The 23,956-nt window shown below is 69.2% G+C and carries 25 protein-coding genes; all 25 read left to right on the top strand.

The window, feature by feature from the left end; all coding sequences use genetic code 11:
• Positions 1-18 precede the first annotated feature (18 nt).
• The gene (locus EV140_RS02140) at positions 19-453 is read left to right on the top strand and encodes a type II 3-dehydroquinate dehydratase (protein ID WP_130281038.1); all 435 of its coding nucleotides are present in this window, start codon (positions 19-21) and stop codon (positions 451-453) included.
• Between the two features lie 78 nt (positions 454-531).
• Positions 532-1,095, top strand: coding sequence for an elongation factor P (gene efp / locus EV140_RS02135; protein WP_130280582.1), 564 nt, complete (start codon positions 532-534; stop codon positions 1,093-1,095).
• A 1-nt stretch (position 1,096) separates the two neighbouring features.
• Positions 1,097-1,507, top strand: coding sequence for a transcription antitermination factor NusB (nusB, locus tag EV140_RS02130; protein WP_130280580.1), 411 nt, complete (start codon positions 1,097-1,099; stop codon positions 1,505-1,507).
• A gap of 7 nt (positions 1,508-1,514) precedes the next feature.
• Complete coding sequence (locus EV140_RS02125) at positions 1,515-2,204, top strand: HAD family hydrolase (RefSeq protein ID WP_130280578.1); 690 nt, start codon at positions 1,515-1,517, stop codon at positions 2,202-2,204.
• Between the two features lie 158 nt (positions 2,205-2,362).
• Positions 2,363-3,385 (top strand): phosphate/phosphite/phosphonate ABC transporter substrate-binding protein, encoded by a 1,023-nt coding sequence (phnD, locus tag EV140_RS02120; RefSeq protein ID WP_130280576.1) that lies wholly within the window; start codon positions 2,363-2,365, stop codon positions 3,383-3,385.
• 84 nt (positions 3,386-3,469) lie between these two features.
• Positions 3,470-4,291: a phosphonate ABC transporter ATP-binding protein gene (gene phnC / locus EV140_RS02115; RefSeq protein WP_130280574.1), complete on the top strand. Its 822-nt coding sequence runs from the start codon at positions 3,470-3,472 to the stop codon at positions 4,289-4,291.
• Entirely contained in the window at positions 4,288-5,097 is an 810-nt protein-coding gene (gene phnE / locus EV140_RS02110) for a phosphonate ABC transporter, permease protein PhnE (RefSeq protein ID WP_130280572.1), read from the top strand. Before phnC ends, phnE (EV140_RS02110) begins: the two co-directional genes overlap by 4 nt.
• On the top strand, positions 5,098-6,000 hold the full coding sequence (phnE, locus tag EV140_RS02105) for a phosphonate ABC transporter, permease protein PhnE (RefSeq protein WP_130280570.1): 903 nt from the start codon (positions 5,098-5,100) through the stop codon (positions 5,998-6,000). It abuts the gene before it with no gap.
• A gap of 97 nt (positions 6,001-6,097) precedes the next feature.
• On the top strand, positions 6,098-6,919 hold the full coding sequence (locus EV140_RS02100) for an ABC transporter ATP-binding protein (RefSeq protein WP_130280568.1): 822 nt from the start codon (positions 6,098-6,100) through the stop codon (positions 6,917-6,919).
• Between the two features lie 68 nt (positions 6,920-6,987).
• A complete protein-coding gene (locus EV140_RS02095; protein WP_130280566.1) occupies positions 6,988-8,028 on the top strand; it encodes an aliphatic sulfonate ABC transporter substrate-binding protein in 1,041 nt (346 codons plus the stop codon).
• Positions 8,029-8,045: 17 nt separating this feature from the next.
• Positions 8,046-8,942: an ABC transporter permease gene (locus EV140_RS02090; RefSeq protein WP_130280564.1), complete on the top strand. Its 897-nt coding sequence runs from the start codon at positions 8,046-8,048 to the stop codon at positions 8,940-8,942.
• Between the two features lie 161 nt (positions 8,943-9,103).
• On the top strand, positions 9,104-9,520 hold the full coding sequence (locus EV140_RS02085; protein WP_130280562.1) for a YybH family protein: 417 nt from the start codon (positions 9,104-9,106) through the stop codon (positions 9,518-9,520).
• Between the two features lie 34 nt (positions 9,521-9,554).
• Complete coding sequence (locus tag EV140_RS02080) at positions 9,555-10,973, top strand: purine-cytosine permease family protein (protein ID WP_130280560.1); 1,419 nt, start codon at positions 9,555-9,557, stop codon at positions 10,971-10,973.
• A gap of 9 nt (positions 10,974-10,982) precedes the next feature.
• Complete coding sequence (locus tag EV140_RS02075; RefSeq protein ID WP_130280558.1) at positions 10,983-11,654, top strand: cyclase family protein; 672 nt, start codon at positions 10,983-10,985, stop codon at positions 11,652-11,654.
• Positions 11,655-11,715: 61 nt separating this feature from the next.
• On the top strand, positions 11,716-12,246 hold the full coding sequence (pyrR, locus tag EV140_RS02070; protein ID WP_130280556.1) for a bifunctional pyr operon transcriptional regulator/uracil phosphoribosyltransferase PyrR: 531 nt from the start codon (positions 11,716-11,718) through the stop codon (positions 12,244-12,246).
• Positions 12,243-13,196, top strand: coding sequence for an aspartate carbamoyltransferase catalytic subunit (locus tag EV140_RS02065; RefSeq protein WP_130280554.1), 954 nt, complete (start codon positions 12,243-12,245; stop codon positions 13,194-13,196). The genes pyrR and EV140_RS02065 overlap by 4 nt, the downstream gene beginning before the upstream one ends.
• Positions 13,193-14,518 (top strand): dihydroorotase, encoded by a 1,326-nt coding sequence (locus EV140_RS02060; protein WP_130280552.1) that lies wholly within the window; start codon positions 13,193-13,195, stop codon positions 14,516-14,518. The genes EV140_RS02065 and EV140_RS02060 overlap by 4 nt, the downstream gene beginning before the upstream one ends.
• Before the next feature lies 1 nt (position 14,519).
• The gene (locus tag EV140_RS02055; protein ID WP_130280550.1) at positions 14,520-15,044 is read left to right on the top strand and encodes a PH-like domain-containing protein; all 525 of its coding nucleotides are present in this window, start codon (positions 14,520-14,522) and stop codon (positions 15,042-15,044) included.
• The gene (carA, locus tag EV140_RS02050; RefSeq protein WP_130280548.1) at positions 15,034-16,197 is read left to right on the top strand and encodes a glutamine-hydrolyzing carbamoyl-phosphate synthase small subunit; all 1,164 of its coding nucleotides are present in this window, start codon (positions 15,034-15,036) and stop codon (positions 16,195-16,197) included. The genes EV140_RS02055 and carA overlap by 11 nt, the downstream gene beginning before the upstream one ends.
• On the top strand, positions 16,197-19,481 hold the full coding sequence (carB, locus tag EV140_RS02045) for a carbamoyl-phosphate synthase large subunit (protein ID WP_130280546.1): 3,285 nt from the start codon (positions 16,197-16,199) through the stop codon (positions 19,479-19,481). The genes carA and carB overlap by 1 nt, the downstream gene beginning before the upstream one ends.
• On the top strand, positions 19,478-20,311 hold the full coding sequence (gene pyrF / locus EV140_RS02040; protein ID WP_130280544.1) for an orotidine-5'-phosphate decarboxylase: 834 nt from the start codon (positions 19,478-19,480) through the stop codon (positions 20,309-20,311). Before carB ends, pyrF begins: the two co-directional genes overlap by 4 nt.
• Positions 20,308-21,237: a guanylate kinase gene (gene gmk / locus EV140_RS02035; RefSeq protein ID WP_130280542.1), complete on the top strand. Its 930-nt coding sequence runs from the start codon at positions 20,308-20,310 to the stop codon at positions 21,235-21,237. The genes pyrF and gmk overlap by 4 nt, the downstream gene beginning before the upstream one ends.
• Position 21,238: 1 nt before the next feature.
• Positions 21,239-21,496 (top strand): DNA-directed RNA polymerase subunit omega, encoded by a 258-nt coding sequence (rpoZ, locus tag EV140_RS02030; protein ID WP_130280540.1) that lies wholly within the window; start codon positions 21,239-21,241, stop codon positions 21,494-21,496.
• Between the two features lie 6 nt (positions 21,497-21,502).
• Positions 21,503-22,702: a bifunctional phosphopantothenoylcysteine decarboxylase/phosphopantothenate--cysteine ligase CoaBC gene (gene coaBC, locus EV140_RS02025; RefSeq protein ID WP_241971248.1), complete on the top strand. Its 1,200-nt coding sequence runs from the start codon at positions 21,503-21,505 to the stop codon at positions 22,700-22,702.
• A gap of 46 nt (positions 22,703-22,748) precedes the next feature.
• Entirely contained in the window at positions 22,749-23,942 is a 1,194-nt protein-coding gene (gene metK / locus EV140_RS02020; RefSeq protein WP_130280538.1) for a methionine adenosyltransferase, read from the top strand.
• The last annotated feature ends 14 nt before the right edge of the window (positions 23,943-23,956 follow it).

Genomic DNA, 23,956 nt, shown 5'->3' with positions numbered 1-23,956 from the left:
GGTGAACGCATGGCAGACATCGATCGCGTGCTGGTGCTGAACGGCCCGAACCTCGATCGGCTCGGCACCCGGCAGCCCGAAATCTACGGCACGATGAGCCTCGCTGACATCGAGCGGATGCTCGCCGAGCACCATCCGGACGTCACGCTCGATGTGCGCCAGACGAACGACGAGGCGACCCTGATCGGCTGGATGCACGAGGCCGTTGACGAGCGCATGCCCGTCATCCTGAACCCCGCCGCCTTCACGCACTACTCGTACGCCCTGCGGGATGCCGCCGCGCTCGTGACCGAGGCGGGCCTTCCGCTGATCGAGGTGCACCTGTCGAATCCCCACGCGCGCGAGACGTTCCGACACACGAGTGTGATCAGCGGCGTCGCGACGGGCGTCATCGCCGGCTTCGGCCAGCACTCCTACCTCCTCGCCCTCGACCAGGTGCGGCGCCAGGCTTAGCGTCGACTAGACTTCCCCGGCGGTGCCCGGCGCACCGCACACGACTTTGTGCACCAAACGAACGGATACGAACACGCCATGGCCACTACGAACGACATCAAGAACGGCAGCGTCCTCTCGCTCGACGGCCAGCTCTGGAGCGTCATCGAGTTCCAGCACGTGAAGCCAGGCAAGGGCGGCGCGTTCGTGCGCACCAAGTTGAAGAACGTCACGAGCGGCAAGGTCGTCGACAAGACGTTCAACGCGGGCACCAAGATCGACTTCGCTGTCGTTGACCGCCGCGACTACCAGTACCTCTACCAGGACGGCGACGGCTTCGTCTTCATGGACCTCACCGACTACGACCAGATCACGGTCCCGTCGGAGACCGTCGGTGACGCGAAGAATTTCATGCTCGAGAACCAGAACGTCACGATCGCCATGCACGAGGGCGTCGCGCTCTACCTCGACCTGCCCGCGTCGGTGGTACTCGAGGTGACGTACACCGAGCCGGGCCTGCAGGGTGACCGCTCGACCGGCGGTACGAAGCCCGCCACGCTCGAGACCGGCTACGAGATTCAGGTTCCGCTGTTCCTCGAGGCGAACACCAAGGTCAAGGTCGACACCCGCACGGGCGACTACCTCGGCCGCGTCAACGACTAACGTGAGCGCCCGGTCTAAGGCGCGCAAGCGCGCCCTCGACATGCTCTACATCGCCGACGTGCGTCAGTCGTCGCTCCGCGATGTGTTGCGCGAAGAAGCCGAGCGCGCCGCCGTTCAGCCGCAACGCTCCTCCAGCTGGCCCTATGCCGAAGACATCGTTCGGGGCGTGATCGACAACGCCGACGCGATCGACCGCTTGCTCGAACTGCACGCCACCGGCTGGAGTCTCGCGCGCATGCCGGCCGTCGACCGCGCCATCCTCCGCGTCGCGGTGTGGGAACTCGTCTACAACGACGACATTCCCGCACCCGTTGCGATCAGCGAAGCGGTCGAGTTCGCCACCCTGCTGTCGACCGACGATTCGGCGGCATTCGTGAACGGGGTACTCGGAGCCATCGCCGACCGCGCCTGAGGCTGACGTGAGCGGGCTGCTGATCCTCGACTTCGACGGCACACTGTGCCTCGGAGACGAGCCGGTGCGCGCCTATGCGCGCGCGGTGGCGGACGAGGCCGGTATTCCCCACGCGCTCGTCCTCGACCCGCTCGACGCGTTTCTCGCGGCAGACACCTCGTCCGTCGACATCGTTGTGGCGTCTGACGGCTACCAGGCGACGGCAGAGCTCGGACGCCGCCTCGGGCTCGACGCTGCCGCGCTCGGGCGGGCGTACCGGGCGTCACGCGCTGACGTCGACGCCGGGCTGGTTCCGATGCGTGCCGCACCGGGCATGGCAGATGAGTTGGCGCACTGGATAGGGTGGCGCCGAGTGCTCGTCACCAATGCGCCCGACGCAGGCACCCGGGCTCTCGTGTCGACGCTGGGTTTCGCCGGCGTCGTCGACCACATCATCGGCGATGCGGGAAAGCCTCGCGGGCTTGAGGCTCTCCTCGCGGAAGGGGGAGAGCTTCACGACGCCGCCCGAACACCACTCGCGTCGGTCGGCGACATCTGGCGCAATGACCTTGCGCCCGTTGCGGCCCTGGGCGGGTGGACAGCTCTCATCGACCGTCACCCGCAGGCAGATGCGGCTCCCACGGTGCGTGCACGGCAGCCTCAGGATGCGCTCAGGAAGCTCCGCGAGTGCATCCAGGGCGCGGAAACCGCCCCGTGAACGTTCGGTAAATTCCGGCGTCAGCCCGGGGAAAGTGGTCGTCGCGATCGGGGAATCCTGCCTAGCGTGGAGGTGCACGGCACCGTCGGCCCCGAATACAGCGGGGGCCTGGGTGCGCGGTTGTCCTCACCCCACACGCACAGGAGACCCTACTCATCATGACTGCACGCCTTTCCCGCTGGGCCGCCCTCGGCGCCGCCTCCGTTCTCGCCCTCGGGCTTGCCGGCTGCGCCACTGACGCCCCCGCCGACGATCCGACCACCGCTCCCGCGCCCGACGCGCAGTCGACCGAATGGCCCGACGAACTCGTCATCGGCCTCGTCCCGTCGCAGGACCTCGACCAGCTCGTCGAAGACGCCGAGGCGCTCGGTGAACTGCTCGCCGGCGAGATCGGAATCCCCGTGACCACGACCGTCACCGACAACTACGCCGCGCTCGTCGTGGCCATGCAGACCGGCCAGGCGCAGGTGGGCCTCTTCGGCCCGATCGCGCTCGTCGCCGCCGCCGACCAGGCGGGTGCCGAGGTCGTTCTGCAGTCGGTGCGCCGCGGCACCGCGAGCTACCACACGCAGTGGTTCACGACCGACACCGACCGCTTCTGCCTCGACGAGCCGGTCATCGTGACCGACGACGACGGCAACGAGTTCTCGCACTGCAACGGCACCGACACGGCCGAGGTCGGCCCCGTCGGCGTCGAGGCGCTCGCGAACATCGAGGCGGGCGAGACCATCTCGTTCGTCGACGAGCTCAGCGCATCGGGCTACTACTACCCGGCAACGCAGCTCGAGAACGCCGCCGGCCTCGACCCGTTCAGCGACATCAGCGCGCTCTTTGCCGGTGGGCACCCGAACTCGATCCTCGCCGTGCAGCGCGGCGACGCGGCCGTCGGTGTGAGCTTCGACGACGCCCGCATCAACCTGCTCGAGGAAGACCCCGAGGCGGGCACCTCGGTCACGGTGTTCGCGTGGTCGGACGAGATCCCCAACGACGGTGTGGCCGTCGCCGGTGACCTGCCCGCCGACCTGATCCAGGCGATCACGGACGCGTTCCTCGCGATCGCCGAGACCCCCGAGGGACAGCAGGCGCTGTTCGACGTGTACTCGATCGACGGACTCGTGCCGGCCGACCTCGAGGCGCTCGACGTCGCCCGTCAGGTCGCCGCCAACTTCGGCGACCGCTGATCCGACCCGGCCCGTAGTGTCGAGGGGGCGGCGCTCGCGCGCCACCCCCTCGTGGCACGTCTCCCTCGAAAGCGATCCCACCCCATGATCGAATTCCGCTCCGTTACCGTCACCTACCCCGACGGAACTGTTGGGCTCGACGACATCACCCTCGATATCCCTGCCGGTCAGTTCGTCGTCGTTGTCGGACTCTCCGGCGCCGGTAAGTCCACCCTCATCCGCTCCGTCAACGGACTCGTGCCCGTGACGAACGGCGAGCTCGTCGTTGACGGCAGCGCCGTTCACGGCGCCAAGGGTCGCGCGCTGAGGCGGCTGCGCGCCCGCGTCGGCATGATTTTCCAGTCGTTTAACCTCGTAAAGCGATCGAGCGTGCTCACCAACGTGCTCGTCGGCCGGCTCCACGCAACAGGCTTCCTGCGCTCGATGCTCGGGTGGTTCCGGGCCTCCGACAAGCAGCTCGCCTTCGAAGCCCTCGACCGCGTCGGCATTCTCGAGAAGGCGTACAACCGCGCGTCCGCCCTGTCGGGTGGGCAGCAGCAGCGGGTCGCGATCGCCCGCGTGCTGGCCCAACAGCCGAGCGTGATCCTCGCCGACGAGCCGGTCGCCTCGCTCGACCCGCCCACGGCGCACATGGTGATGCGCGACCTGCAGCGCATCAATCGAGAACTGGGCATCACGACGATCGTGAACCTGCACTTCCTCGACCTCGCCCGCGAGTTCGGAGACCGCATCATCGGGATGCGGGACGGGAAGGTCGTCTTCGACGGGTCCGGCGTCCAGGCCGATGATGCCGTGTTCGAGCGTATTTACGGCCGGTCGCTGACCAACGAAGACGTTCTCGGTGCCGACGATGTCGAGGCCGCGCCCGTCTCGCTCACCAGCGACCCTGACGCCGCAGCGCGATGAGCGCATCCACCGCGCCAGCCCGGCGTGCGATCACGCCGCCGAAACGTCCGCTCCCGTCGTGGCGCCTGCCCGTCGGCCTCGCCGCCGTCGTGGCCATCACGGTGTGGGCGGGGATCAGCATCGAGTTCACGCTGACGCCGCTCATCACCGACATCGGTCGCGGTGAGCCCGTCGTTCGCGGCTTCCTCGACCCAAACTGGTTGTTCATTTTCCGCGTCTGGGACGCCTGGCTCGAGACCATCGCCATCGCGATCATCGCCTCCCTCGTCGGCAACGCGATTGCCCTGGTGCTCGCCTTCCTCGCCTCCCCGGTGACAAACCCGATCACGCCGTTCCAGAAGACGATGAAGGCCGTCATGGCCGTTGTGCGCTCGCTTCCCGACGTCGCCTACGGACTCATCTTTGTGGCGGCGGTCGGTGTTGGAAGCCTCGCGGGCATCCTCGCGCTCATCATGTTCAACATCGGCGTCTGCGCCAAGTTGACCGCCGAAACGATCGACGCCGTTGATCCCGGGCCTATCGAAGCGGCGGATGCGTCGGGGGCGAGCCTCGCGCGACGCGCCCGTTTCGCCGTGCTGCCGCAGGCGCTACCGGGGTACCTGTCGTACAGCCTCTACGTGTTCGAGCTGAATCTGCGCGCCTCCGTCGTGCTGGGCTTCGTCGGCGCAGGCGGCATCGGCTCGACCATCCGCGTTGAGCTGTCACGGTTCTCCTACGAAAACCTGTCAGCCATCATCATCGCCCTGTTCGTGATCGTGTTCGCACTCGACGCGTTCTCTCGCTGGCTGCGAAAGAAGCTGATCTAAATGTCGACCATCACGCCACCGCGCGCCCCCGGGCGCTCGTTCACGCCTCCTCCCGCTCCCAGCAAGCTGCGCGAAACGATCGGGATGCTCGCGGTCACGCTGGTCTTCGCGCTCGCGGTCGTTCTCGCCGACGCGAACTGGCCGCGACTGCTGGAGGCACCCGCAGTTCTCGGTGAATTCGTCGTGCTGATGACGCAGGGCGTGCTGCAGAACCCCCTCGAGGCTCCGACGAACGAGTATTGGACGCGCTCGCTCGAGCTCATGATCGAGTCGCTGCACATCGCCTGGATCGGAACCCTGATTGGCGCGATCCTGAGCTTTCCGCTCGGTTTCCTCGCGGCCCGCAACGTCGCGCCTCCCGGCGTCGTCGTTGTCGTGCGGCAGATCCTGAACGCGATCCGGGCGATTCCCGAGATCATCTTCGCGATCGCGATCATGCTGCCGATCTTCGGGCTGGGTCCCCTTGCCGGCGCGCTCGCGATCGGCGTGAACTCGGTCGGCACGCTCGGCAAGCTCACGAGCGAGGCGATCGAGAGCATCGATACCGGTCCCGTGGAGTCGGCGCGAGCATCTGGCGCATCGCGCTGGCAGGTGATTCGGTACGCGATGGTGCCGCAGGTCATGCCCGAGGTGGTCGCGTATTGGCTCTACCGCTTCGAGATCAACATTCGAGCGAGCGCGATCCTCGGCGTTCTGGGTGCCGGCGGCATCGGGTCCATCCTGTCGGCGCTGTTCAACATCCGCGCGTGGGACCGGATCGGCGTCACGCTCGCCGTGATCATCATCGTGACGCTCATCATCGACGCGATCTCGGGGTCCATCCGACACCGCATCATCCACGGTGCGGCACCCCGCGGTGTTCGCAGAAGGCGCGCACTGACGCCCGAACCACCGCCCGTGTAGGGCGCAGTGCGACACCGTATGACGCAATGTTTCAGACGGTGTCGCACTGTGTCGGGGGCGTTTGAGGCGGTGAGGCACCCGCCCGTACCGTGACGGCATGAGCTTCAGCGCACCCTCCACCCTCGCGACCTCGCCGGCACTACCGGTGCGCCTCGCGGGCGTCGGGCGCACCTTCGCGGGCGCCGACGGCGCTCCCGACCGCACCGTGCTGCGCGACGTCGACCTTGACATCGCCGCGGGTGAGATCGTGGCCCTCATCGGAGCGTCTGGCTGCGGCAAGTCCACCCTGTTGCGCCAGATCAGCGGCCTGGACGTGCCCACGGAGGGTGACGTCACGATTGACGGCCGTCACGTCGTGCCCGCCGACCAGCGGTGCGCCGTCGCATTCCAAGAGCCGCGCCTCCTGCCGTGGCGCACCCTCACCCGCAACGTCGAGGTCGGCATTCCCCGCACCCTCGGCCGCGAGGATGGCCGGCAACGCGTCGCCGAACTGCTCGAGCTCGTCCAGCTGAGCGACTCGGCGAATCTGCGTCCCCGCCAGATCTCGGGCGGCATGGCGCAGCGCGTGTCGCTCGCCCGCGCCTTTGCGCGTGGCCCCGGCGTACTGCTGCTGGACGAGCCGTTCGGAGCGCTCGACGCGCTGACGCGCCTCACCATGCAGGACCTGCTCGTCGACATCCACGCCGTCGAGCCCGCGACGATCGTGCTCGTCACACACGACGTCGATGAGGCGCTGACCCTGGCCGACCGCGTCGTATTGCTCGGTCGCGACCCTGACGGTGCGCCCGGCGCGAGCATCCGCCGCATCGTGGAAGTCCCCGGCCAGCGCCCGCGTGATCGCGCCGATGCCGAGCTCGCCGAGCTGCGCGCCGAGCTGTTGGATGCCCTCGGCGTCGACAGTCATCACCACGCCCACTAGGCGTCACCGACCGCACCACCCGTACCGCCACCACCCCGATCAGCATCACCCCGTCAGAAAGGCACACCATGACTCGCCGTCCCCTCCTCCCGCTTGCCGCTATCGCCGCCGCCGCGATGATGGCGATGGCGGGATGTGTCGCCGGCGAGGGCAGTGCCGTTGCCCCGCAGCCGACCGACGAGCCAGCCGCCGCGGGGGAGTGGTCGGCCGACCGTCTCTCGCTCGACTTCGCCACCTACAACCCGCTCAGCCTGATCATTCGCGACCAGGGTTGGCTCGAAGACACACTCGGCGATGACGTCGAGGTCATCTGGACGCAGTCGCTCGGCTCGAACCGCGCGAACGAGGGCCTGCGCGCGGGCGAGCTCGACCTCGGCTCGACCGCTGGTTCCGCGGCACTGCTTGCCCGCGCGAACGGCTCGCCGATTCGCACGGTCGCCGTCTACACGCAGCCCGAGTGGTCGGCGCTCGTCGCACCGGAGGGTTCCGACATCACCGAGGTCGCCGACCTGCGCGGCAAGACGGTCGCCGTGACCTTCGGAACTGACCCCTACTTCTTCCTGTTGCAGGCCCTGGAAGAGGCCGGCGTGGAGCCGTCTGAGCTGTCGATTCAGAACCTCCAGCACGCCGACGGAGCTGCGGCCCTCGCCAACGGCACGGTCGACGCCTGGTCCGGTCTCGACCCGATGATGGCCTCCGCCGAAGCGACCGGGGCGACGCTGATCTACCGCAACATCGACTTCAACTCCTACGGCGTTCTAAACGCGACGGAAGAGTTCGCCGAGCGCAGCCCCGATCTGCTGCAGCTCGTCGTCGACGCTTACGAGCGCGCTCGCCAGTGGGCGATCGAGAACCCCGACGAGACGGCCGAGATCCTCGCCGAGGTTGGCGCGATCGACATCGACATTGCGCGCGTGGTCCTGCTCGAGCGCACCGTTATCGATCTCGACCCGACGCCCAGCGACGTGCAGCTCGACGTGCTCACGACGATCGGCCCGATCCAGGTCGCCAACGGCGACATCGCCTCGCAAGACGCGGTGGATGCGGCTCTCGCCGAACTGTTCCTGCCCGACTTCGCCCGGAACGCCGACCCCAGTCGGTTCGAGTAACCCGGAGGACGCCAGCCATGGCCCTTGACCAGCGCACCAGCGCAACCGCGACGCGGCGACCCGAGGACTCGGGCCGCCGCTTCGCGGCGCCCACCGTCGCCGGCTCTGACGTCGGCTCGTCAGGCATCGACCGCAGGCCCGCGCGTGATCGCGGACCGCGCGGCCGTCGACTCGGTTACTTTGCCCTCGGCGCCGCATTACCGATCCTGATCCTCGTCCTGTGGCAGCTCGCCTCGACCCTCGGCTGGGTTCCGGCGCATCGCCTGCCGACGCCCGAGTCGGTCGTGCTGGCCGCGATTGACCTCGGCGAGCGCGGGCTTCTTGGGCTCTACGTCGCGATCTCGACGCAGCGCGTGCTGATCGGCTTCGCGCTCGGCGCGATCGTGGGACTCGTGCTCGGCGCCATCGTCGGGCTCTCGAAACTTGCCGACGGCGCTCTCGCGCCGACGGTTGGGGCCCTGCGCGCCGTGCCGTCGCTCGCCTGGGCTCCGCTGCTCTTGCTCTACCTCGGCTTCGGCGAAGACTCGAAGGTCGCCCTCATTGCGATTGGCGCGGCATTCCCCGTCTACACGACGGTCGCCGGGGCGCTGCGTCACGTCGACCGTCAGCTCGTTGAGCTCGGCCGCGCCTACGGCTACCGCGGTGTGTCGCTGCTCGCGACCGTGCAGCTGCCCGCGATCGTTCCCTCCGTTGTCTCGGGCCTGCGGCTCGCGCTCGCGCAGTCGTGGCTGTTCCTGGTCGCCGCCGAACTGGTGGGGTCGACCATGGGGTTGGGCTTCTTGCTGATCGAGTCGCAGAACAATGGCCGCATCGACCGGCTCTTCTTGGCGATCGTGTTGCTCGCCATCCTCGGCAAGACCACGGACGCACTGGTCGGATTGGGAGAGCGTCAGCTGTTGAAGCGCTGGGGCTAGCCCCGAGCATCCCCTCGATAACGCGCCCCGCGTCGCCTCCCCGGCGACGCGGGGCGCGTTGCGCTTGACAGGATGAGCGACGCGAGCGACCATTGCGTATGTTGTCTAACAGACAACGATTGGTGCACTAGAGGCACCTGTCTGCGGAGGGAAGGACACCGATGTCGACCACCACAGCCACCGCGCCGCTCACGCACGCGGAGGTTACCGCTGCCGCCGCCCGCATCGTCGACGCCTTCGCGCGCACCGACACGGACGCGTACTTCGCCGAGTTCGATGCAGCCGCCACGTTCGTGTTCCACCCCGAAGCCGCGCGCCTCGACGACCGCGCCGCCTACGAGACGCTCTGGGCGAGCTGGCTCGCCGACGGCTGGCGCGTCGTATCGTGCGCGAGCAGCGACCCGCTTGTTCAGCTGCTCGGAAACACGGCCATCTTCACCCACACGGTCACGACGACAGCGGGCGTGCCCGGAGACGACGCGACAACCCTCGAGCGCGAGACGATCGTGTTCCAGCGCCAGACAGACGGCAGCGTGCTCGCCGTGCACGAGCACCTGTCGACGGCCCCCACGACCTGATTCACCCCTACCCCATCCGACAAAGGAGTCACCGATGTCCACCACGACCGCTCGTCCCTCAGCGTGGTGCCGCCTCTCTGACCGGCTCGAAGCCAACGCCGACGGCTTGGGCCCGCTGCGCGGAAGCCTGACCTGGCGCCGGATCGCCATGATCTGGCTCGCCTCGAACTTTGTCGTCACGACCATGCTGACCGGCACCATCTTCGTGCCGGGTGTCGGCTACGGCGAAGCGCTGATGCTGATTCTCGTCGGCTCGATCATCGGCGGTGCCGTGCTCGTCACCGTGGGGGCCATCGGTACCCGCACGGGCCTCGCCACAATGTCGCTCACTCGCGGGGCGTTCGGCACACGCGGTTCGCTTCTTCCCGTCGCCGCGAACCTACTGATCCTGCTCGGCTGGAGCTGGGTGCAGGCGATGCTCGCGGGCATCACCGTCGACTTCGTCGTCGCCGAGTTCACGGGCTACTCGAACCCCGCCCTGTTCGCCGTGATCTGCCAGCTGATCGTCGTGGGCCTCGCGATCTTCGGCCACGAGGGCATCAGCCGGGTCGAGCCGTGGCTCGCCGTGGTCATGATCGGCATCATCGGGTACGTGCTGACCGTCGCATTCACGACCTTCCCGCCGAGCGCCTACTTCGCGATTCCCGCCGACGCCTCGATCGGGCTGACGAACCTCACCGTGCTCGACATCGTGATCGCGACCGCCATCTCATGGACAGTGTTGTCGGCCGACTTCAACCGCCTTGGCCGCAGCACGCGCCCGACCGTGGTCGGTTCGGGTGTCGGCTACGTCGTCTCGACCTTCCTGTCGATGACGCTCGGCGCAACCGCCATCGCGTACGTCGTGCTCGCCGGCGGCGAGGTCGTCGAGTTCGACCCGGGCGTCATCGTCGGCGAGTTCGGCGTCGCGCTGGCTGCCGTCATCTTCGTCTCGGTGATGGCGACCAACACGCTCGTCGTTTACGGCATGACCACGTCGGCCATCAACGCGCTGCCGCGCCTGAAGCTCCGCTTCCTGCCGACCGCGCTCGTGATCGGCGCGATCACGGTCATCGGCGCGACGTTCCTGGGCCTCCTCGGCCTCTTCATCGATTTCCTGTTCGTGATCGGGGCGATCTTCATTCCCGTCTTCGCGATCATGATCGTCGACTACTACGTCGTGAACCGTCGCGTCTACACGGCCGACATCCTGAAGCACCGCGGTGGCCGATACTGGTTCACCGGCGGCGTGAACATTCCGATGATCGTCGTGTGGGTGCTCGGCTTCGGCTTCTCGCTGCTCTTGACCTACCAGTTCCCGAGCCCCATCGGTGCGACGATTCCGGCGTTCGTGTTCACCGTCGTGATCGCGCTCGCGGCCGCCGCTGTGACGGGCCGCCTGAAGCGCGACGGCTCCAAGCCCGAGCACCAGCACCTCGCCGACGCCGCGCCCGAGCAGGCAGTCGAGGCGTAACCTGCGGTCATGCTGATCGACCTGAGCCACCGGATCGCCGGGGGGATGACCGTCTTCCCCGGCGACCCGGCGGTGTCGATCGAGAACGCGGCGACGCTCGAGACCGACGGTTTCCGCGTCAGCGCCCTGCACCTCGGTACCCACACTGGTACGCACCTGGATGCTCCCGCGCACTCCATCGCGGACGGTGCCACCCTCGAGGCGGTCGCCCTCGACGACCTGGTCGCCCCGCTCGTGATCCTCGACGCGACGGGCCACGCCGCCCGCGACCGCATCGGTGTCGAGGCGCTGCACGCCGCACCGGAGATCGTGCCCGGTGACATCGTCGCGGTGCGCACCGGCTGGGACGCGCGTTTTGGCGACGAAACGTACCTCGAGCATCCCGTCGTAGACGTCGAGCTGGCGACCGAGCTGTGGGAGCGGGGCGTGCGCGTGTTGGGCGTCGACACCCTGAACCCCGATCCGTCGTGGCCGGGTGACGACGGCGCCTGGGCACTTCCCGTGCACGAGTTCTGGCTCGGACGCGGGGGAGTGATCGTCGAAAACCTGGCAGCGCTCGACCGCGTGCCGACGAGCGGGGCCGAGGCGATCATCCTGCCGCTGCGCCTCGACGGGCTCGACGGCGCACCGGTACGGGCGGTCGCTCGGGTGCCGGGTGAGCGCGAGGCTCGCGACCGGTAGAGTGGTGGGCGACCCAGACATCCTTTAAGCACCGTCCTGTGAGGCGGGGAAGGAGGTTGCGATGTCCGCACGCCCCGTGCTGCAGACAGCCGACATTGGCCGCGCCTTGCGCCGTATCGCCCACGAGATCCTCGAGGCACGGCGCGGCGACGGCCGGCTCGTGTTTCTCGGCATTCCCACTCGCGGCGCTGCCCTCGCCAAGCGCCTGCACTCCATCGTCGAGCAGATTGAGCCCGGCGTCGCCGAGGCCGGCACCCTCGATGTGACGATGCACCGCGACGATCTGGGGCGCAGCGCCACCCGCGCCCCCGCGCCGACCCGCATCCCGTCTGGCGGCATCGATGACGCGGTCGTCGTCCTCGTCGACGACGTGTTGTTCTCCGGGCGCACCGTGCGCGCCGCCCTCGACGCGCTCGCCGATCACGGCCGGCCGCGCGCCGTGCGGCTCGCCGTGCTGGTTGACCGCGGGCACCGCGAACTGCCGATCCGCGCCGATTTTGTCGGCAAGAACCTGCCATCGGCCACCAGCGAGCGCGTGTTCGTGCGCCTCACCGAGGTCGACGGCGTCGATGAGGTGGCGATCAGTTCATGAGGCATCTGCTCTCGACGAAAGACCTGGCCCGCGACGACGCGGTGCGCATCCTCGACGTCGCCGAGGAGATGGCGGCGACCGCCGACCGCGAGGTCAAGAAGCTGCCGGCGCTACGCGGCAAAACCATCGTCAACCTGTTCTTCGAAGACTCGACGCGCACCCGGCTCTCGTTCGAGTCGGCCGCCAAGCGCTTGAGCGCCGACGTCATCACCTTCAGCGCGAAAGGCTCGAGCGTGTCGAAGGGCGAGAGCCTGAAAGACACGGCCCAGACCCTCGTCGCCATGGGTGCCGACGCGATCGTCGTGCGGCATCACGCCTCGGGAGCGGCGCACCGGCTTGCGCACGCCGGCTGGATCGACGCGGCCATAATCAACGCCGGCGACGGCACCCACGAGCACCCCACGCAGGCGCTACTCGACGCGTTCACCCTGCGGCGGCGACTGCACGGTGAGGATGCGCGTGGTCGCGCCCTCGACGGCGCCCGCGTCGTGATCGTCGGCGACATCCTGCACTCCCGCGTCGCCCGCTCGAACGTCTGGCTGCTCGCCACGCTCGGCGCCGAGGTGCACCTGGTCGCCCCCCGAACCCTGCAACCGGCGGGGATCGAGGCGTGGCCCGCCACGGTGCACGAACTGCTCGATGACGCGCTCGCGACCGGGCCCGACGCCGTCATGATGCTGCGCATCCAGCGTGAGCGGATGCACGACGCTTTTTTCCCGACCGAGCGTGAGTACGCGCGCATCTGGGGGCTGACGGCCGAGCGCTTCGCCGCGCTTCCCGCCGATACGATAGTGATGCATCCCGGCCCGATGAATCGTGGGCTCGAGATCGCGTCCGTCGCCGCCGACTCGACCCGATCGACGGTGCTTGACCAAGTCACGAATGGGGTGTCGATCCGCATGGCAGTGCTCTACCTCCTCGTTTCCGGAACCGACGGGGGTCGAGCATGAGCGGCATCCTGATCCGCGGTGCGTCGCTTGTGGGCGGTGACCGCGCCGATATTCGCATCGCTGACGGCTCGATCGTCGCCGTCGGGTCGGCATCCGCCGAGTCGGGCGATCACGTCATCGACGCCGACGGCCTCGTGGCCCTCCCGGGCCTCGTCGACCTCCACACGCACCTCCGCGAGCCCGGGGGAGAGGCATCCGAAACCGTGCTCACCGGCACGCGCGCCGCGGCCGCGGGCGGCTTCACCGCCGTGTTCGCGATGGCCAACACGACGCCGGTCGCCGACACCGCCGGGGTCGTCGAGCAGGTGGAGGCACTCGGCCGCCAGCACGGCTACGCGACCGTGCGCCCCATCGGCGCGGTCACGGTCGGGCTGGCCGGGCAGCAGCTGGCCGAGCTCGGCGCGATGGCCTCATCCCGCGCCCAGGTGCGCGTGTTCAGCGACGACGGCCACTGCGTCGCCGACCCGCTCATGATGCGCCGCGCTCTGGAGTACGTCGCCGCATTCGACGGCGTCGTCGCGCAGCACGCGCAGGAGCCGCGGCTCACCGAAGGCGCTCAGATGAACGAGGGTCCGCTCTCGGGCGAGCTGGGGCTGACCGGGTGGCCCGCCGCTGCCGAGGAGTCCATCATCGCCCGCGACGTGCTGCTGGCCGAGCACACGCACTCGCGACTGCACGTCTGCCACGTCTCGACCGCGGGCAGCGTCGACGTGGTCCGCTGGGCGAAGGCGCGTGGTATCCAGGTGACCGCCGAGGTGACCCCGCACCACCTGCTGCTGACCGACGAGACGGCGCGCGACTACGACGCCCGCTTCAAGGTGAACCCGCCGCTGCGGCGCGCGGAGGACGTCGCCGCCTTGCGCGCCGCCGTCGCCGACGGCACGATCGACATCGTCGCGACCGACCACGCCCCGCACCCCGACGAAAGCAAAGAGTGCGCCTGGTCGGAGGCGGCCTTCGGCATGGTCGGCCTCGAGTCGGCGCTCTCGGTTGTGCAGCACGCCCTCGTCGACACCGGGATGCTCGACTGGGCATCCGTCGCCCGCGTGCTCTCGACGACCCCGGCTCACATCGGCCGTCTCGCGGGCTACGACCGGCCCCTCAGCGTCGGCGCGCCCGCTCACCTCACGCTCGTCGACCCGGCCGCATCGCGCACCTGGTCGCCCGGCGAGCTGCGCGGCCGCAGTCGCAACACGCCGTACACAGGGCTCACCCTGCCCGGCCGCGTGGTCGCCACCGTGCACGGCGGCGTGCCCACCGTGCTCGACGGCGCCCTCGTCGACGCCGAGACCGTCGCCGCGGCGGCGGGGACGGGGCGCTGACATGGACCGTCTTCTGCCCGCGGCGCTCACAATCGCCCTCATGCTGGCGCTGCTCGCGCTCGCCTGGTGGGGGTGGCGCGGTCGTCGCCGCCGCCAGGGCGGGTTCGCGGCTCCGCTCCGCGCGCCCGACACCCTCGGCGCACCACTCTTCCTCACCGAGGCGATCGCGCACGCCACGACCCTCGCGAGCCAGCCGTTGGAGCGCGTCAACGCGCACGGGCTCGGCTACCGCTCGCGCATCCAGGTGGGCGTCCACGACGAGGGCGTCGTGCTCGCCTACCCCGGCGATGAGCCCATCCTCGTGCCCGCAGCCGACCTTCTCGGTATCGGTCTGGGCACCTGGACGATCGACAAGGCCGTCGAGCCCGACGGCCTCACCGTGCTCAGCTGGCGCCTCGGCGACACCGAGGTCGACACGTGGCTGCGCCTGCCCGCGCGCGACGACCGCGTGCTGATCGACGCTGTCCGCACGCGCATCCCGAATTCTGCGACCACCCCCGACGAAAGGCCCACCGATGACGCATGACCCCGCGGTGCTCGTCCTGGAAGACGGCACCCGCTTCACCGGACGCGCGTATGGTGCCCGTGGTGTGACGATCGGCGAGGCCGTGTTCGCCACCGGCATGAGCGGCTACCAGGAGACGCTGACCGACCCGAGCTACGCCGGGCAGATCGTCGTGCAGACCGCCCCGCACATCGGCAACACGGGCATGAACCCCGAAGATCCCGAGAGCCGCCGCATCTGGGTCGCGGGGTACGTCGTGCGCGACCCCTCCCGCATCGTGTCGAACCACCGCGCGACGCGCAGCCTCGACGACGACCTCGAGAACGACGGCATCGTCGGCATCAGTGGCATCGACACGCGCGCGCTCACCCGCCGCATTCGCGAGGTGGGTGCCATGCGCGCCGGCATCTTCTCGGGCGACGATGCGGCGCTGGATGCTGCCGAGCAGCTCGCGCGCGTCACCGCCGCCCCCGAGATGGTCGGCCAGAACCTGTCGGCTCAGGTCAGTGTCGAGGTGGGCGAGGTCGTGCCGGCCGAGGGCGAGACGATTGGCCGCCTCGCGATCATCGACCTCGGCATCAAGGCCGCGACCATTCGGGCGCTGGCTGAGCGCGGCTTCGAGGTGCACGTGTTGCCGCAGTCGACGACGATCGACGCGTTGCGCGCCCTTGACCCCGTCGCGGTCTTCTACTCGAACGGCCCCGGTGACCCCGCCGCGAGCGACGACCACGTGGAACTGCTGCGCGCGGTGCTCGCCGACAAGACGCCCTTCTTCGGCATCTGTTTCGGCAACCAGCTGCTCGGGCGTGCGCTCGGCTTCGGCACCTACAAGCTGCCGTACGGCCACCGCGGCATCAACCAGCCCGTGCTCGACAAAGAGACCGGCCGGATCGAGATCACGGCGCACAACCACGGCTTCGCCGTCGACGCGCCGCTCGAGGGCGTTGTCGACAGTCCCGCCGGCTTCGGCCGCGTCGAAGTCAGCCACATCGGTCTGAACGACCAGGTCGTCGAAGGCCTCCGCGCGCTCGACGTTCCCGCGTTCAGCGTGCAGTACCACCCGGAGGCGGCCGCCGGCCCGCACGACTCCACCTACCTGTTCGACCGCTTCCGCGACATGGTCCTTGAGGCCCGCGGGCGCGCATCCGTCACCGAATCGGAGAACCCTGCCTGATGCCCAAGCGCGACGACATCAATTCCGTCCTCGTCATCGGGTCGGGCCCGATCGTGATCGGTCAGGCCGCCGAGTTCGACTACTCGGGCACGCAGGCGTGCCGGGTGCTCCGCAGCGAGGGCATCCGCGTGATCCTCGTCAACTCGAACCCGGCGACGATCATGACCGACCCCGACTTCGCCGATGCCACCTACGTCGAGCCGATCACGCCCGAGATCATCGAGGCGATCATCGCCAAGGAGAAGCCCGACGCGGTACTGCCGACCCTCGGCGGCCAGACGGCGCTGAACGCGGCGATCAAGCTGCACGAGCGGGGCATCCTCGAGAAGTACGGCGTCGAACTCATCGGCGCATCCTTCGAGGCGATCCACAAGGCAGAAGACCGCCAGCTGTTCAAGCAGCTCGTGCTCGACGCCGGCGCCGATGTCGCTCGCAGCGCCATCGTGCACACGGTCGACGAGGCACTCGCGGCGGCCGACGACCTCGGCTACCCGATGGTGATCCGTCCGTCCTTCACGATGGGCGGCCTCGGTTCGGGATTCGCCTACGACGAGGCCGAGCTGAAGCGCATGGTCGGCGATGGACTGCACGCCTCGCCCACGACCGAGGTGCTGCTCGAGGAGTCGATTCTCGGCTGGAAAGAGTACGAGCTCGAGCTCATGCGCGACCGCGCCGACAACACGGTCGTCGTCTGCTCGATCGAGAACGTCGACCCGGTCGGCGTGCACACGGGCGACTCGATCACCGTCGCCCCGGCGTTGACCCTCACCGACCGCGAGTACCAGAAGCTGCGCGACATCGGCCTGCAGATCATTCGCGACGTCGGTGTCGACACCGGCGGCTGCAACGTGCAGTTCGCCGTCGACCCTGCCACCGGCCGCGTCATCGTCATCGAGATGAACCCGCGCGTCTCGCGGTCGAGCGCGCTCGCGTCGAAGGCCACCGGCTTCCCGATCGCGAAGATCGCCGCGAAGCTCGCCATTGGCTACCGCCTGGACGAGATTCCGAACGACATCACCGGGGTCACCCCGGCGAGCTTCGAGCCGACGCTCGACTACGTCGTGGTGAAGGTGCCGCGTTTCGCGTTCGAGAAGTTCCCCGGCGCCGACGACACGCTCACGACAACCATGAAGTCGGTCGGCGAGGCGATGGCGATTGGCCGCAACTACTCGACCGCGCTGCAGAAGGCGCTGCGCAGCCTCGAGAAGCGCGGATCCTCCTTCCACTGGGACGGCGAGCCCGGCGACAAGGATGCTCTGCTCGCCGCCTCAAGGAAGCCCACGGATGGCCGCATCGTCACCCTGCAGCAGGCGCTGCGCGCCGGCGCGACGATCGAGGAGGCGTTCGAGGCCACCGGGATCGACCCGTGGTTCCTCGACCAGATCGTGCTGATCAATGAGGTGGCCGACCGCGTCGCCGCCGCCGACGAGCTCGACGTCGATACCCTGCGCGAGGCGAAAGAGCACGGCTTCTCCGACGCGCAAATCGCGAGCCTGCGCGGAGTCGCTGAAGTGCAGGTGCGTCAGCTGCGTCGCGACCGGGGTCTTCGCCCCGTGTTCAAGACCGTCGACACGTGTGCCGGGGAATTCCCCGCGCTCACGCCGTACCACTACTCGAGCTACGACCTCGAGTCGGAGGTGGCGCCGAGTGATGCGACCAAGGTGGTCATCCTCGGCTCAGGCCCCAACCGCATCGGGCAGGGCATCGAGTTCGACTACTCGTGCGTGCACGCGAGCTTCGCGCTGCGCGACGCCGGGTACGAGACGATCATGATCAACTGCAACCCCGAGACCGTGTCGACCGACTACGACACTTCTGATCGCCTGTACTTCGAGCCGCTCACGCTCGAGGACGTGCTCGAGGTGATCGAGGCCGAGCAGGCGACCGGCACCGTGCTTGGCGTGATCGTCCAGCTCGGCGGGCAGACGGCACTCGGCCTCGCTCAGGGCCTCGCCGCGGCCGGCGTGCCCATTCTCGGTACCAGCCCTGACGCGATCGACCTGGCCGAAGAGCGCGGAGCATTCGCGAGCATCCTGGACGCCGCGAACCTCATCGCTCCCCGCAACGGCACGGCGATCGACGCCGACTCGGCCGTGCGCGTCGCCGAGTCGATCGGCTACCCGGTGCTCGTGCGCCCGAGCTTCGTGCTCGGCGGCCGCGGCATGGAGATCGTCTACGACTCCGAGAGTCTTGTCGACTACTTCGACCGGGTGCGCGACCAGGCCATCATCGGCCCCGGCATGCCGCTGCTCGTCGACCGCTTCCTCGACGACGCCGTCGAAATCGACGTCGACGCTCTCTTCGACGGTGAACGCCTCTACGTCGGCGGCGTCATGGAACACATCGAGGAGGCCGGCGTGCACTCCGGTGACTCGGCCTGCACCTTGCCGCCCGTCACGCTCGGCCGCGAGGTCATCGACCGCGTGCGGCAGGCGACCGAGGCGATCGCGCGCGGCATCGGGGTGCGTGGCCTCATCAACGTGCAGTTCGCCATCGGCGCTGGCGTGCTCTACGTCCTGGAGGCGAACCCTCGCGCATCCCGCACGGTGCCGTTCGTGTCGAAGGCGCTCGGCATCCCGCTCGCCAAGGCGGCCTCGCTCGTCATGGTGGGCCGCTCGATCGACGAGCTCGTCGACAGCGGCCTGCTTCCGGATCAGGACGGCTCGCGGGTGCCGCTGGATGCGCCCGTCGCCGTGAAGGAGGCTGTGCTGCCCTTCACCCGCTTCCGCACCCGCGAGGGCGCTGTCGTCGACAGCGTGCTTGGCCCCGAGATGCGGTCCACCGGTGAGGTCATGGGCATCGACCGCGACTTCCCGCGCGCGTTCCGCAAGAGCCAGGATGCGGCCTACGGCGGCTTCCCGGAGTCGGGTGTCGTGTTCGCCTCCGTCGCCGACCGGGACAAGCGCAGCGTCGTGCTGCCGATCCTTCGCCTCAACCAGCTCGGCTTCGAGATCTGGGCGACGGGAGGCACCGCCGAGGTGCTGTCGCGGTACGGCATCGCCGCGCGCGTCGTGCGCAAGCACGGTGAGCGTGGCGATGGCTCCGAGCCGACGATCGTTGACCTCATCAACTCCGGTCAGGTCGACGTCGTCATCAACACTCCGAGTGGTCGCACGGCGCGTGCCGACGGGCTGGAGATTCGCACCGCCACGGTCGCCGCCGACAAGCCGCTGTTCACCACCATCGCCACCCTCGGCGCGGCGGTGGCCTCGCTCGAGTCGACCGACGAGCCGGTGTCGGTGACGAGCCTGCAGGAGTACGACGCGGCGCGGGCCCGGCGATGACCCCATTTGGAGAGCGGCTGCGCGCGGCGGTGGCGGCGAACGGCAGGCTCTGCGTTGGCATCGACCCGCACGCGAGCCTGCTCGCCGACTGGGGACTTCCGGACAATCCGACGGGCCTCGAGGGCTTCGCTGACGCCGTCATTGGGGCGGCTGAGGGCCGCGTGGCCGTCGTGAAGCCGCAGGTGGCGTTCTTCGAGCGGCACGGGTCTGCGGGTATCGCGGTGCTCGAGCGGGTGATCCGCCGGGCGCGCGAGGCGGGCATCCTCGTCATCGCCGACGCGAAGCGCGGCGACATTGGCAGCACCCTCGACGGCTACGCCGAGGCGTGGCTGGAGGCGAGCTCGTCGCTCGCGAGCGACGCGATGACGGTCTCGGCCTACCAGGGCGTGGGATCGCTCGCGCCCGCCGTCGAGCGCGCCCACCGCAACGGCGCCGGTTTATTCGTGCTGTCGGCCACCTCCAACCCCGAGAGTGCGCGGGTGCAGACCGCCGTGGATGCAGACGGCGCCACCGTGGCGGCGGTGGTCGCCGCCGACGTTGCCGCCCTCGGGGCAGCGGCGGCCCGGCGCGACACGTGGTCATCGTTCGGGCTTGTGATCGGCGCAACCGTCCCGCTCGCCGAGGTCGGACTCGACCCTGACACCCTGCCGGCGGTGCCGGTACTCGCACCCGGCTTCGGGCACCAGGGTGGCCGGCTCACGGCTCTGGATGCGCACTACGGCCCGCTCGCGGAGCGCACCCTCGCGACCGTCTCGCGCAGCGTGCTCGCCGCCGGCGCCGACGGTCTCGTCGCGGCGATCGAGCGGCACCAGAGGGAGCTTGCCGCATGAACCGGCCTCCCGAGGTCGATCGCGCCGCCGCCGGGCGCGCCGCTGTTGCCGCCCGCCAGGCGCGTGCTGCGGTGAAGGCTGCGGTCGCGGCGGGGGAGCGCGACGCGCTGAGTGTGGCCGAGGCCGCCTGGAGAGACCCCGCCGGCGTTGAGGGAAGCCTGCGTGTTCGCGAGCTGCTCGGCAGTTTGCGCGGCTTCGGCCCCGTCCGCGTCGCGGCGGTGCTCGAGGAACTCGGCATCTCCCCGGTCAAGAAGCTGGGCGGGCTGGGCGTGCGGCAGCGCCAGGCGTTGGGCGACTGGTTGCGAGGGCGAAGCGCGACGACAGAACGCGGTCGCCTCGTCGTTCTGGCCGGCCCGACGGCCGTGGGCAAGGGAACCGTCTCGGCCTTCATTCGCGACCACCACCCCGACGTGTTGCTGAGCGTCTCGGCGACGACGCGCGCCCCCCGCCCGGGCGAGCGCGACGGGGTGCACTACTACTTCGTCTCCGACGCCGAGTTCGACCGCATGGTCGAGGCCGACGAGTTTCTCGAGTGGGCGACCGTTCACAACCTGTCGCGTTATGGCACACCCCGGCCACCCGTCGAGGCGACGCTCGCGTCGGGGCGCAGCGTTCTGCTGGAGATCGACCTGCAGGGGGCTCGCCAGGTGAAGCGGGCGATGCCCGAGGCCGTTCTGGTGTTCCTGCTGCCGCCGACCTGGGACGAACTCGTGCGCCGCCTCATTGGGCGCGGTACCGAGACGGCCGCCGAGCAGGCCCGCCGACTCGAGACAGCGAAGGTCGAACTGGCCGCCCAAGACGAGTTCGACGTCCACGTCGTCAACGACAATGTCGAGCGTGCGGCCCAAGAGGTCGTAGACTTGCTGACTGCCGTGCGCTCGGCGCACGCCCCCACACCTCGCGACATCGATCGAAACCGGAGCTGACATGGCTGACAAGTCCCAGGGCATCATTGACCCGCCCATCGACGAACTGCTGTCGAAGGTCGACTCGAAGTACCAGCTCGTGATCTTCGCCGCCAAGCGCGCCCGCCAGATCAACGACTACTACTCCGACCTGCACGAGGGCTCGCTGTTCGACAACGTCGGCCCGCTCGTCGACTCGACCGTTGACGACAAGCCGCTCTCGGTCGCCCTGCACGAGATCAACGAGGACAAGCTGGTCCTCACCCGCAACGCCGCCTAGTCGATCATGCCGGCCTCCGGCGCCCCCCTGACCGTCGTTGTCGGAATCACCGGGGGCATCGCCGCCTACAAGGCGGTAGGTGTCGCTCGCGGTTTCGTCGACGCGGGGCATGACGTGCACGTCGTCGCGACGGAGGGTGCCCTGCGGTTCGTGGGTCGCCCGACGCTCGAGGCGATCAGCCGTAACCCCGTGCACACCGACCTCTATGAAGGGGTCGCCGAGGTGCGCCATGTCGCCCTCGGGCAGCGCGCCGATCTCATCGTGATCGCCCCCGCGACGGCCCACACGATCGCGTCGCTGGCCGCGGGGCTCGCCGGCGACCTGCTCGGCACGACCGTCCTGGCCTCCGAGGCCCCGCTCGTCATCGCGCCCGCCATGCACACCGAGATGTGGATGAACGCGGCAACGCAGGCGAACATCGCCACGCTGCGAGAGCGCGGCGCCGTTATCGTCGGGCCTGCCACCGGCCGTCTCACCGGTGACGATTCGGGCCCCGGCCGCATGGCGGAGCCGGACGAGATCGTGCGCGAGTCGCTCGATGCGCTGCGGCCGCAGGATCTGGCTGGTCGGCGCGTGCTGGTCTCGGCCGGAGGAACCCGCGAACCGATCGACCCCGTTCGTTATCTCGGCAATCGCTCGAGCGGTCGCCAAGGGGTTGCGTTGGCGGAGGCGGCCCGCTCGCGAGGTGCGGAGGTCGTGCTGGTGGCCGCGCACCTGGAGGTGCCGGCACCGGCGGGCGTCTCTGTCGTCGAAGCGGGCACGGCGAAGCGCATGCTCGCCGTCATGCGCGAGCACCAGGCGTCGGCCGACGTCGTCATCATGGCCGCCGCGGTGGCCGATTTCCGGCCCGTCGCGCAGAGCCCCGTGAAGATCAAGAAGGTCGACGGCGCAGAGCCCCCGACGATCGCGCTGGAACGCACCGACGACATCCTCGCCGCCCTCGCTGGCAACCGCCGCGACGGCCAGCGCATTGTCGGCTTCGCGGCCGAGACCGTCGACGACGAGGCCGAGTTGATTCGCCTCGCCGCAGACAAGGCGACGCGCAAGGGCGCCGACTTTATCGTCGCGAACCGCGTCGGGCACGATCGCGGCTTCGGCCGCGCGACCAATGACGTCATCATCGTGACGCCGACCGGTAGCGTGGTGGGGCGGGCCTCCGCCGACAAGATGTCGGTGGCCCACCGTATTCTCGACGCTCTCGGCTGATACGGCCGCGTCCGTTCCCCGCACCCATCCACTCGACGGGAGTTCCATGACCGCGCTGCGCCTGTTCACTTCCGAGTCTGTGACCGAGGGGCACCCCGACAAGATGTGCGACCAGATCAGCGACCGCATCCTCGATGCGTTGCTGACGGTGGATCGCGGCGCGCGCGTAGCTGTCGAGACGCTCGTGACGACCGGCCTCGTGCACGTCGCCGGAGAGGTCACGACGTCCGGCTACGTCGACATCCCGGGCATTGTGCGCTCGACCGTCACCAACATCGGCTACACCGGCAGTGACGTGTGGTTCGACGGCCGCTCCTGCGGCGTCTCCGTCTCGATTGGCGGGCAGTCGCCCGACATCGCGCAGGGCGTCGACAGCGCGTACGAAGCGCGGGAAGAAGCGAGCGAGGTCGCTGAACACCAGCAGGGCGCCGGCGATCAGGGCCTCATGTTCGGCTACGCCACGCGCGAGACCCCCCAGCTCATGCCCCTGCCGATCTGGCTGGCTCACCGCCTTTCTGAGAGGCTCGCGCAGGTGCGCAAAGACGGCACGCTCGCGTACCTCGGCCCCGACGGAAAGACGCAGGTCACGGCCGGCTACGACGGCAACACCCCGCGCACGATCGAGACAATCGTCGTCAGCACGCAGCACCGTGAGGGCATCGAGACGCCTCAGGTTCGCGCCGACGTCGAGCGCGAGGTCATCCGCCCCGTGCTGGCCGACGCCGGATTCGGCGACGCGACCCCGCGAATCCTGATCAACCCGACCGGTCGATTCGTGATCGGCGGCCCGCAGGGCGATGCCGGCCTCACGGGGCGCAAGATCATCGTCGACACCTACGGTGGTGCATCCCGCCACGGCGGCGGCGCGTTCAGCGGAAAGGACCCCTCGAAGGTCGACCGCTCGGCTGCCTACGCCATGCGCTGGGTGGCGAAGAACGCGGTCGCCGCCGGGCTCGCCGACCGCCTCGAGGTGCAGGTCGCCTACGCGATCGGTGCGGCCGAACCGGTGGGCTTGTACGTCGAGACCTTCGGAACGGACCACGTCGACGAGGCGACGATCATCCGCGCCATTCGCGAGACGTTCGACCTGCGTCCCGGCGCGATCGTCCGCGAACTCGACCTGCTGCGCCCCATCTACGGACAGACCGCGGCCTACGGTCACTTCGGCCGCGAGCTGCCCGAGTTCACGTGGGAGCAGACGACGAAGGTCGACGACCTGCGCCGCCACGCCCGGCTGTAGGTCGACGATGCGCC

This window comes from Microcella alkaliphila, from assembly GCF_004216855.1.
Taxonomy (GTDB): Bacteria; Actinomycetota; Actinomycetes; order Actinomycetales; family Microbacteriaceae; genus Microcella; species Microcella alkaliphila.
The sequence above is the reverse complement of the archived record's forward strand: the minus strand, read 5'-3'. Positions and strand labels throughout refer to the sequence as shown.

What these genes read in the sequence shown, in the direction of transcription:
- efp (WP_130280582.1), top strand. Translation starts at nt 532, where the DNA reads ATGGCCACTACGAACGACATCAAGAACGGCAGCGTCCTCTCGCTCGAC.
- phnD (WP_130280576.1), top strand. Translation starts at nt 2,363, where the DNA reads ATGACTGCACGCCTTTCCCGCTGGGCCGCCCTCGGCGCCGCCTCCGTT.
- phnC (WP_130280574.1), top strand. Translation starts at nt 3,470, where the DNA reads ATGATCGAATTCCGCTCCGTTACCGTCACCTACCCCGACGGAACTGTT.
- phnE (WP_130280572.1), top strand. Translation starts at nt 4,288, where the DNA reads ATGAGCGCATCCACCGCGCCAGCCCGGCGTGCGATCACGCCGCCGAAA.
- phnE (WP_130280570.1), top strand. Translation starts at nt 5,098, where the DNA reads ATGTCGACCATCACGCCACCGCGCGCCCCCGGGCGCTCGTTCACGCCT.
- EV140_RS02100 (WP_130280568.1), top strand. Translation starts at nt 6,098, where the DNA reads ATGAGCTTCAGCGCACCCTCCACCCTCGCGACCTCGCCGGCACTACCG.
- EV140_RS02095 (WP_130280566.1), top strand. Translation starts at nt 6,988, where the DNA reads ATGACTCGCCGTCCCCTCCTCCCGCTTGCCGCTATCGCCGCCGCCGCG.
- EV140_RS02090 (WP_130280564.1), top strand. Translation starts at nt 8,046, where the DNA reads ATGGCCCTTGACCAGCGCACCAGCGCAACCGCGACGCGGCGACCCGAG.
- EV140_RS02085 (WP_130280562.1), top strand. Translation starts at nt 9,104, where the DNA reads ATGTCGACCACCACAGCCACCGCGCCGCTCACGCACGCGGAGGTTACC.
- EV140_RS02080 (WP_130280560.1), top strand. Translation starts at nt 9,555, where the DNA reads ATGTCCACCACGACCGCTCGTCCCTCAGCGTGGTGCCGCCTCTCTGAC.
- EV140_RS02075 (WP_130280558.1), top strand. Translation starts at nt 10,983, where the DNA reads ATGCTGATCGACCTGAGCCACCGGATCGCCGGGGGGATGACCGTCTTC.
- pyrR (WP_130280556.1), top strand. Translation starts at nt 11,716, where the DNA reads ATGTCCGCACGCCCCGTGCTGCAGACAGCCGACATTGGCCGCGCCTTG.
- EV140_RS02065 (WP_130280554.1), top strand. Translation starts at nt 12,243, where the DNA reads ATGAGGCATCTGCTCTCGACGAAAGACCTGGCCCGCGACGACGCGGTG.
- EV140_RS02060 (WP_130280552.1), top strand. Translation starts at nt 13,193, where the DNA reads ATGAGCGGCATCCTGATCCGCGGTGCGTCGCTTGTGGGCGGTGACCGC.
- EV140_RS02055 (WP_130280550.1), top strand. Translation starts at nt 14,520, where the DNA reads ATGGACCGTCTTCTGCCCGCGGCGCTCACAATCGCCCTCATGCTGGCG.
- carA (WP_130280548.1), top strand. Translation starts at nt 15,034, where the DNA reads ATGACGCATGACCCCGCGGTGCTCGTCCTGGAAGACGGCACCCGCTTC.
- carB (WP_130280546.1), top strand. Translation starts at nt 16,197, where the DNA reads ATGCCCAAGCGCGACGACATCAATTCCGTCCTCGTCATCGGGTCGGGC.
- pyrF (WP_130280544.1), top strand. Translation starts at nt 19,478, where the DNA reads ATGACCCCATTTGGAGAGCGGCTGCGCGCGGCGGTGGCGGCGAACGGC.
- gmk (WP_130280542.1), top strand. Translation starts at nt 20,308, where the DNA reads ATGAACCGGCCTCCCGAGGTCGATCGCGCCGCCGCCGGGCGCGCCGCT.
- rpoZ (WP_130280540.1), top strand. Translation starts at nt 21,239, where the DNA reads ATGGCTGACAAGTCCCAGGGCATCATTGACCCGCCCATCGACGAACTG.
- coaBC (WP_241971248.1), top strand. Translation starts at nt 21,503, where the DNA reads ATGCCGGCCTCCGGCGCCCCCCTGACCGTCGTTGTCGGAATCACCGGG.
- metK (WP_130280538.1), top strand. Translation starts at nt 22,749, where the DNA reads ATGACCGCGCTGCGCCTGTTCACTTCCGAGTCTGTGACCGAGGGGCAC.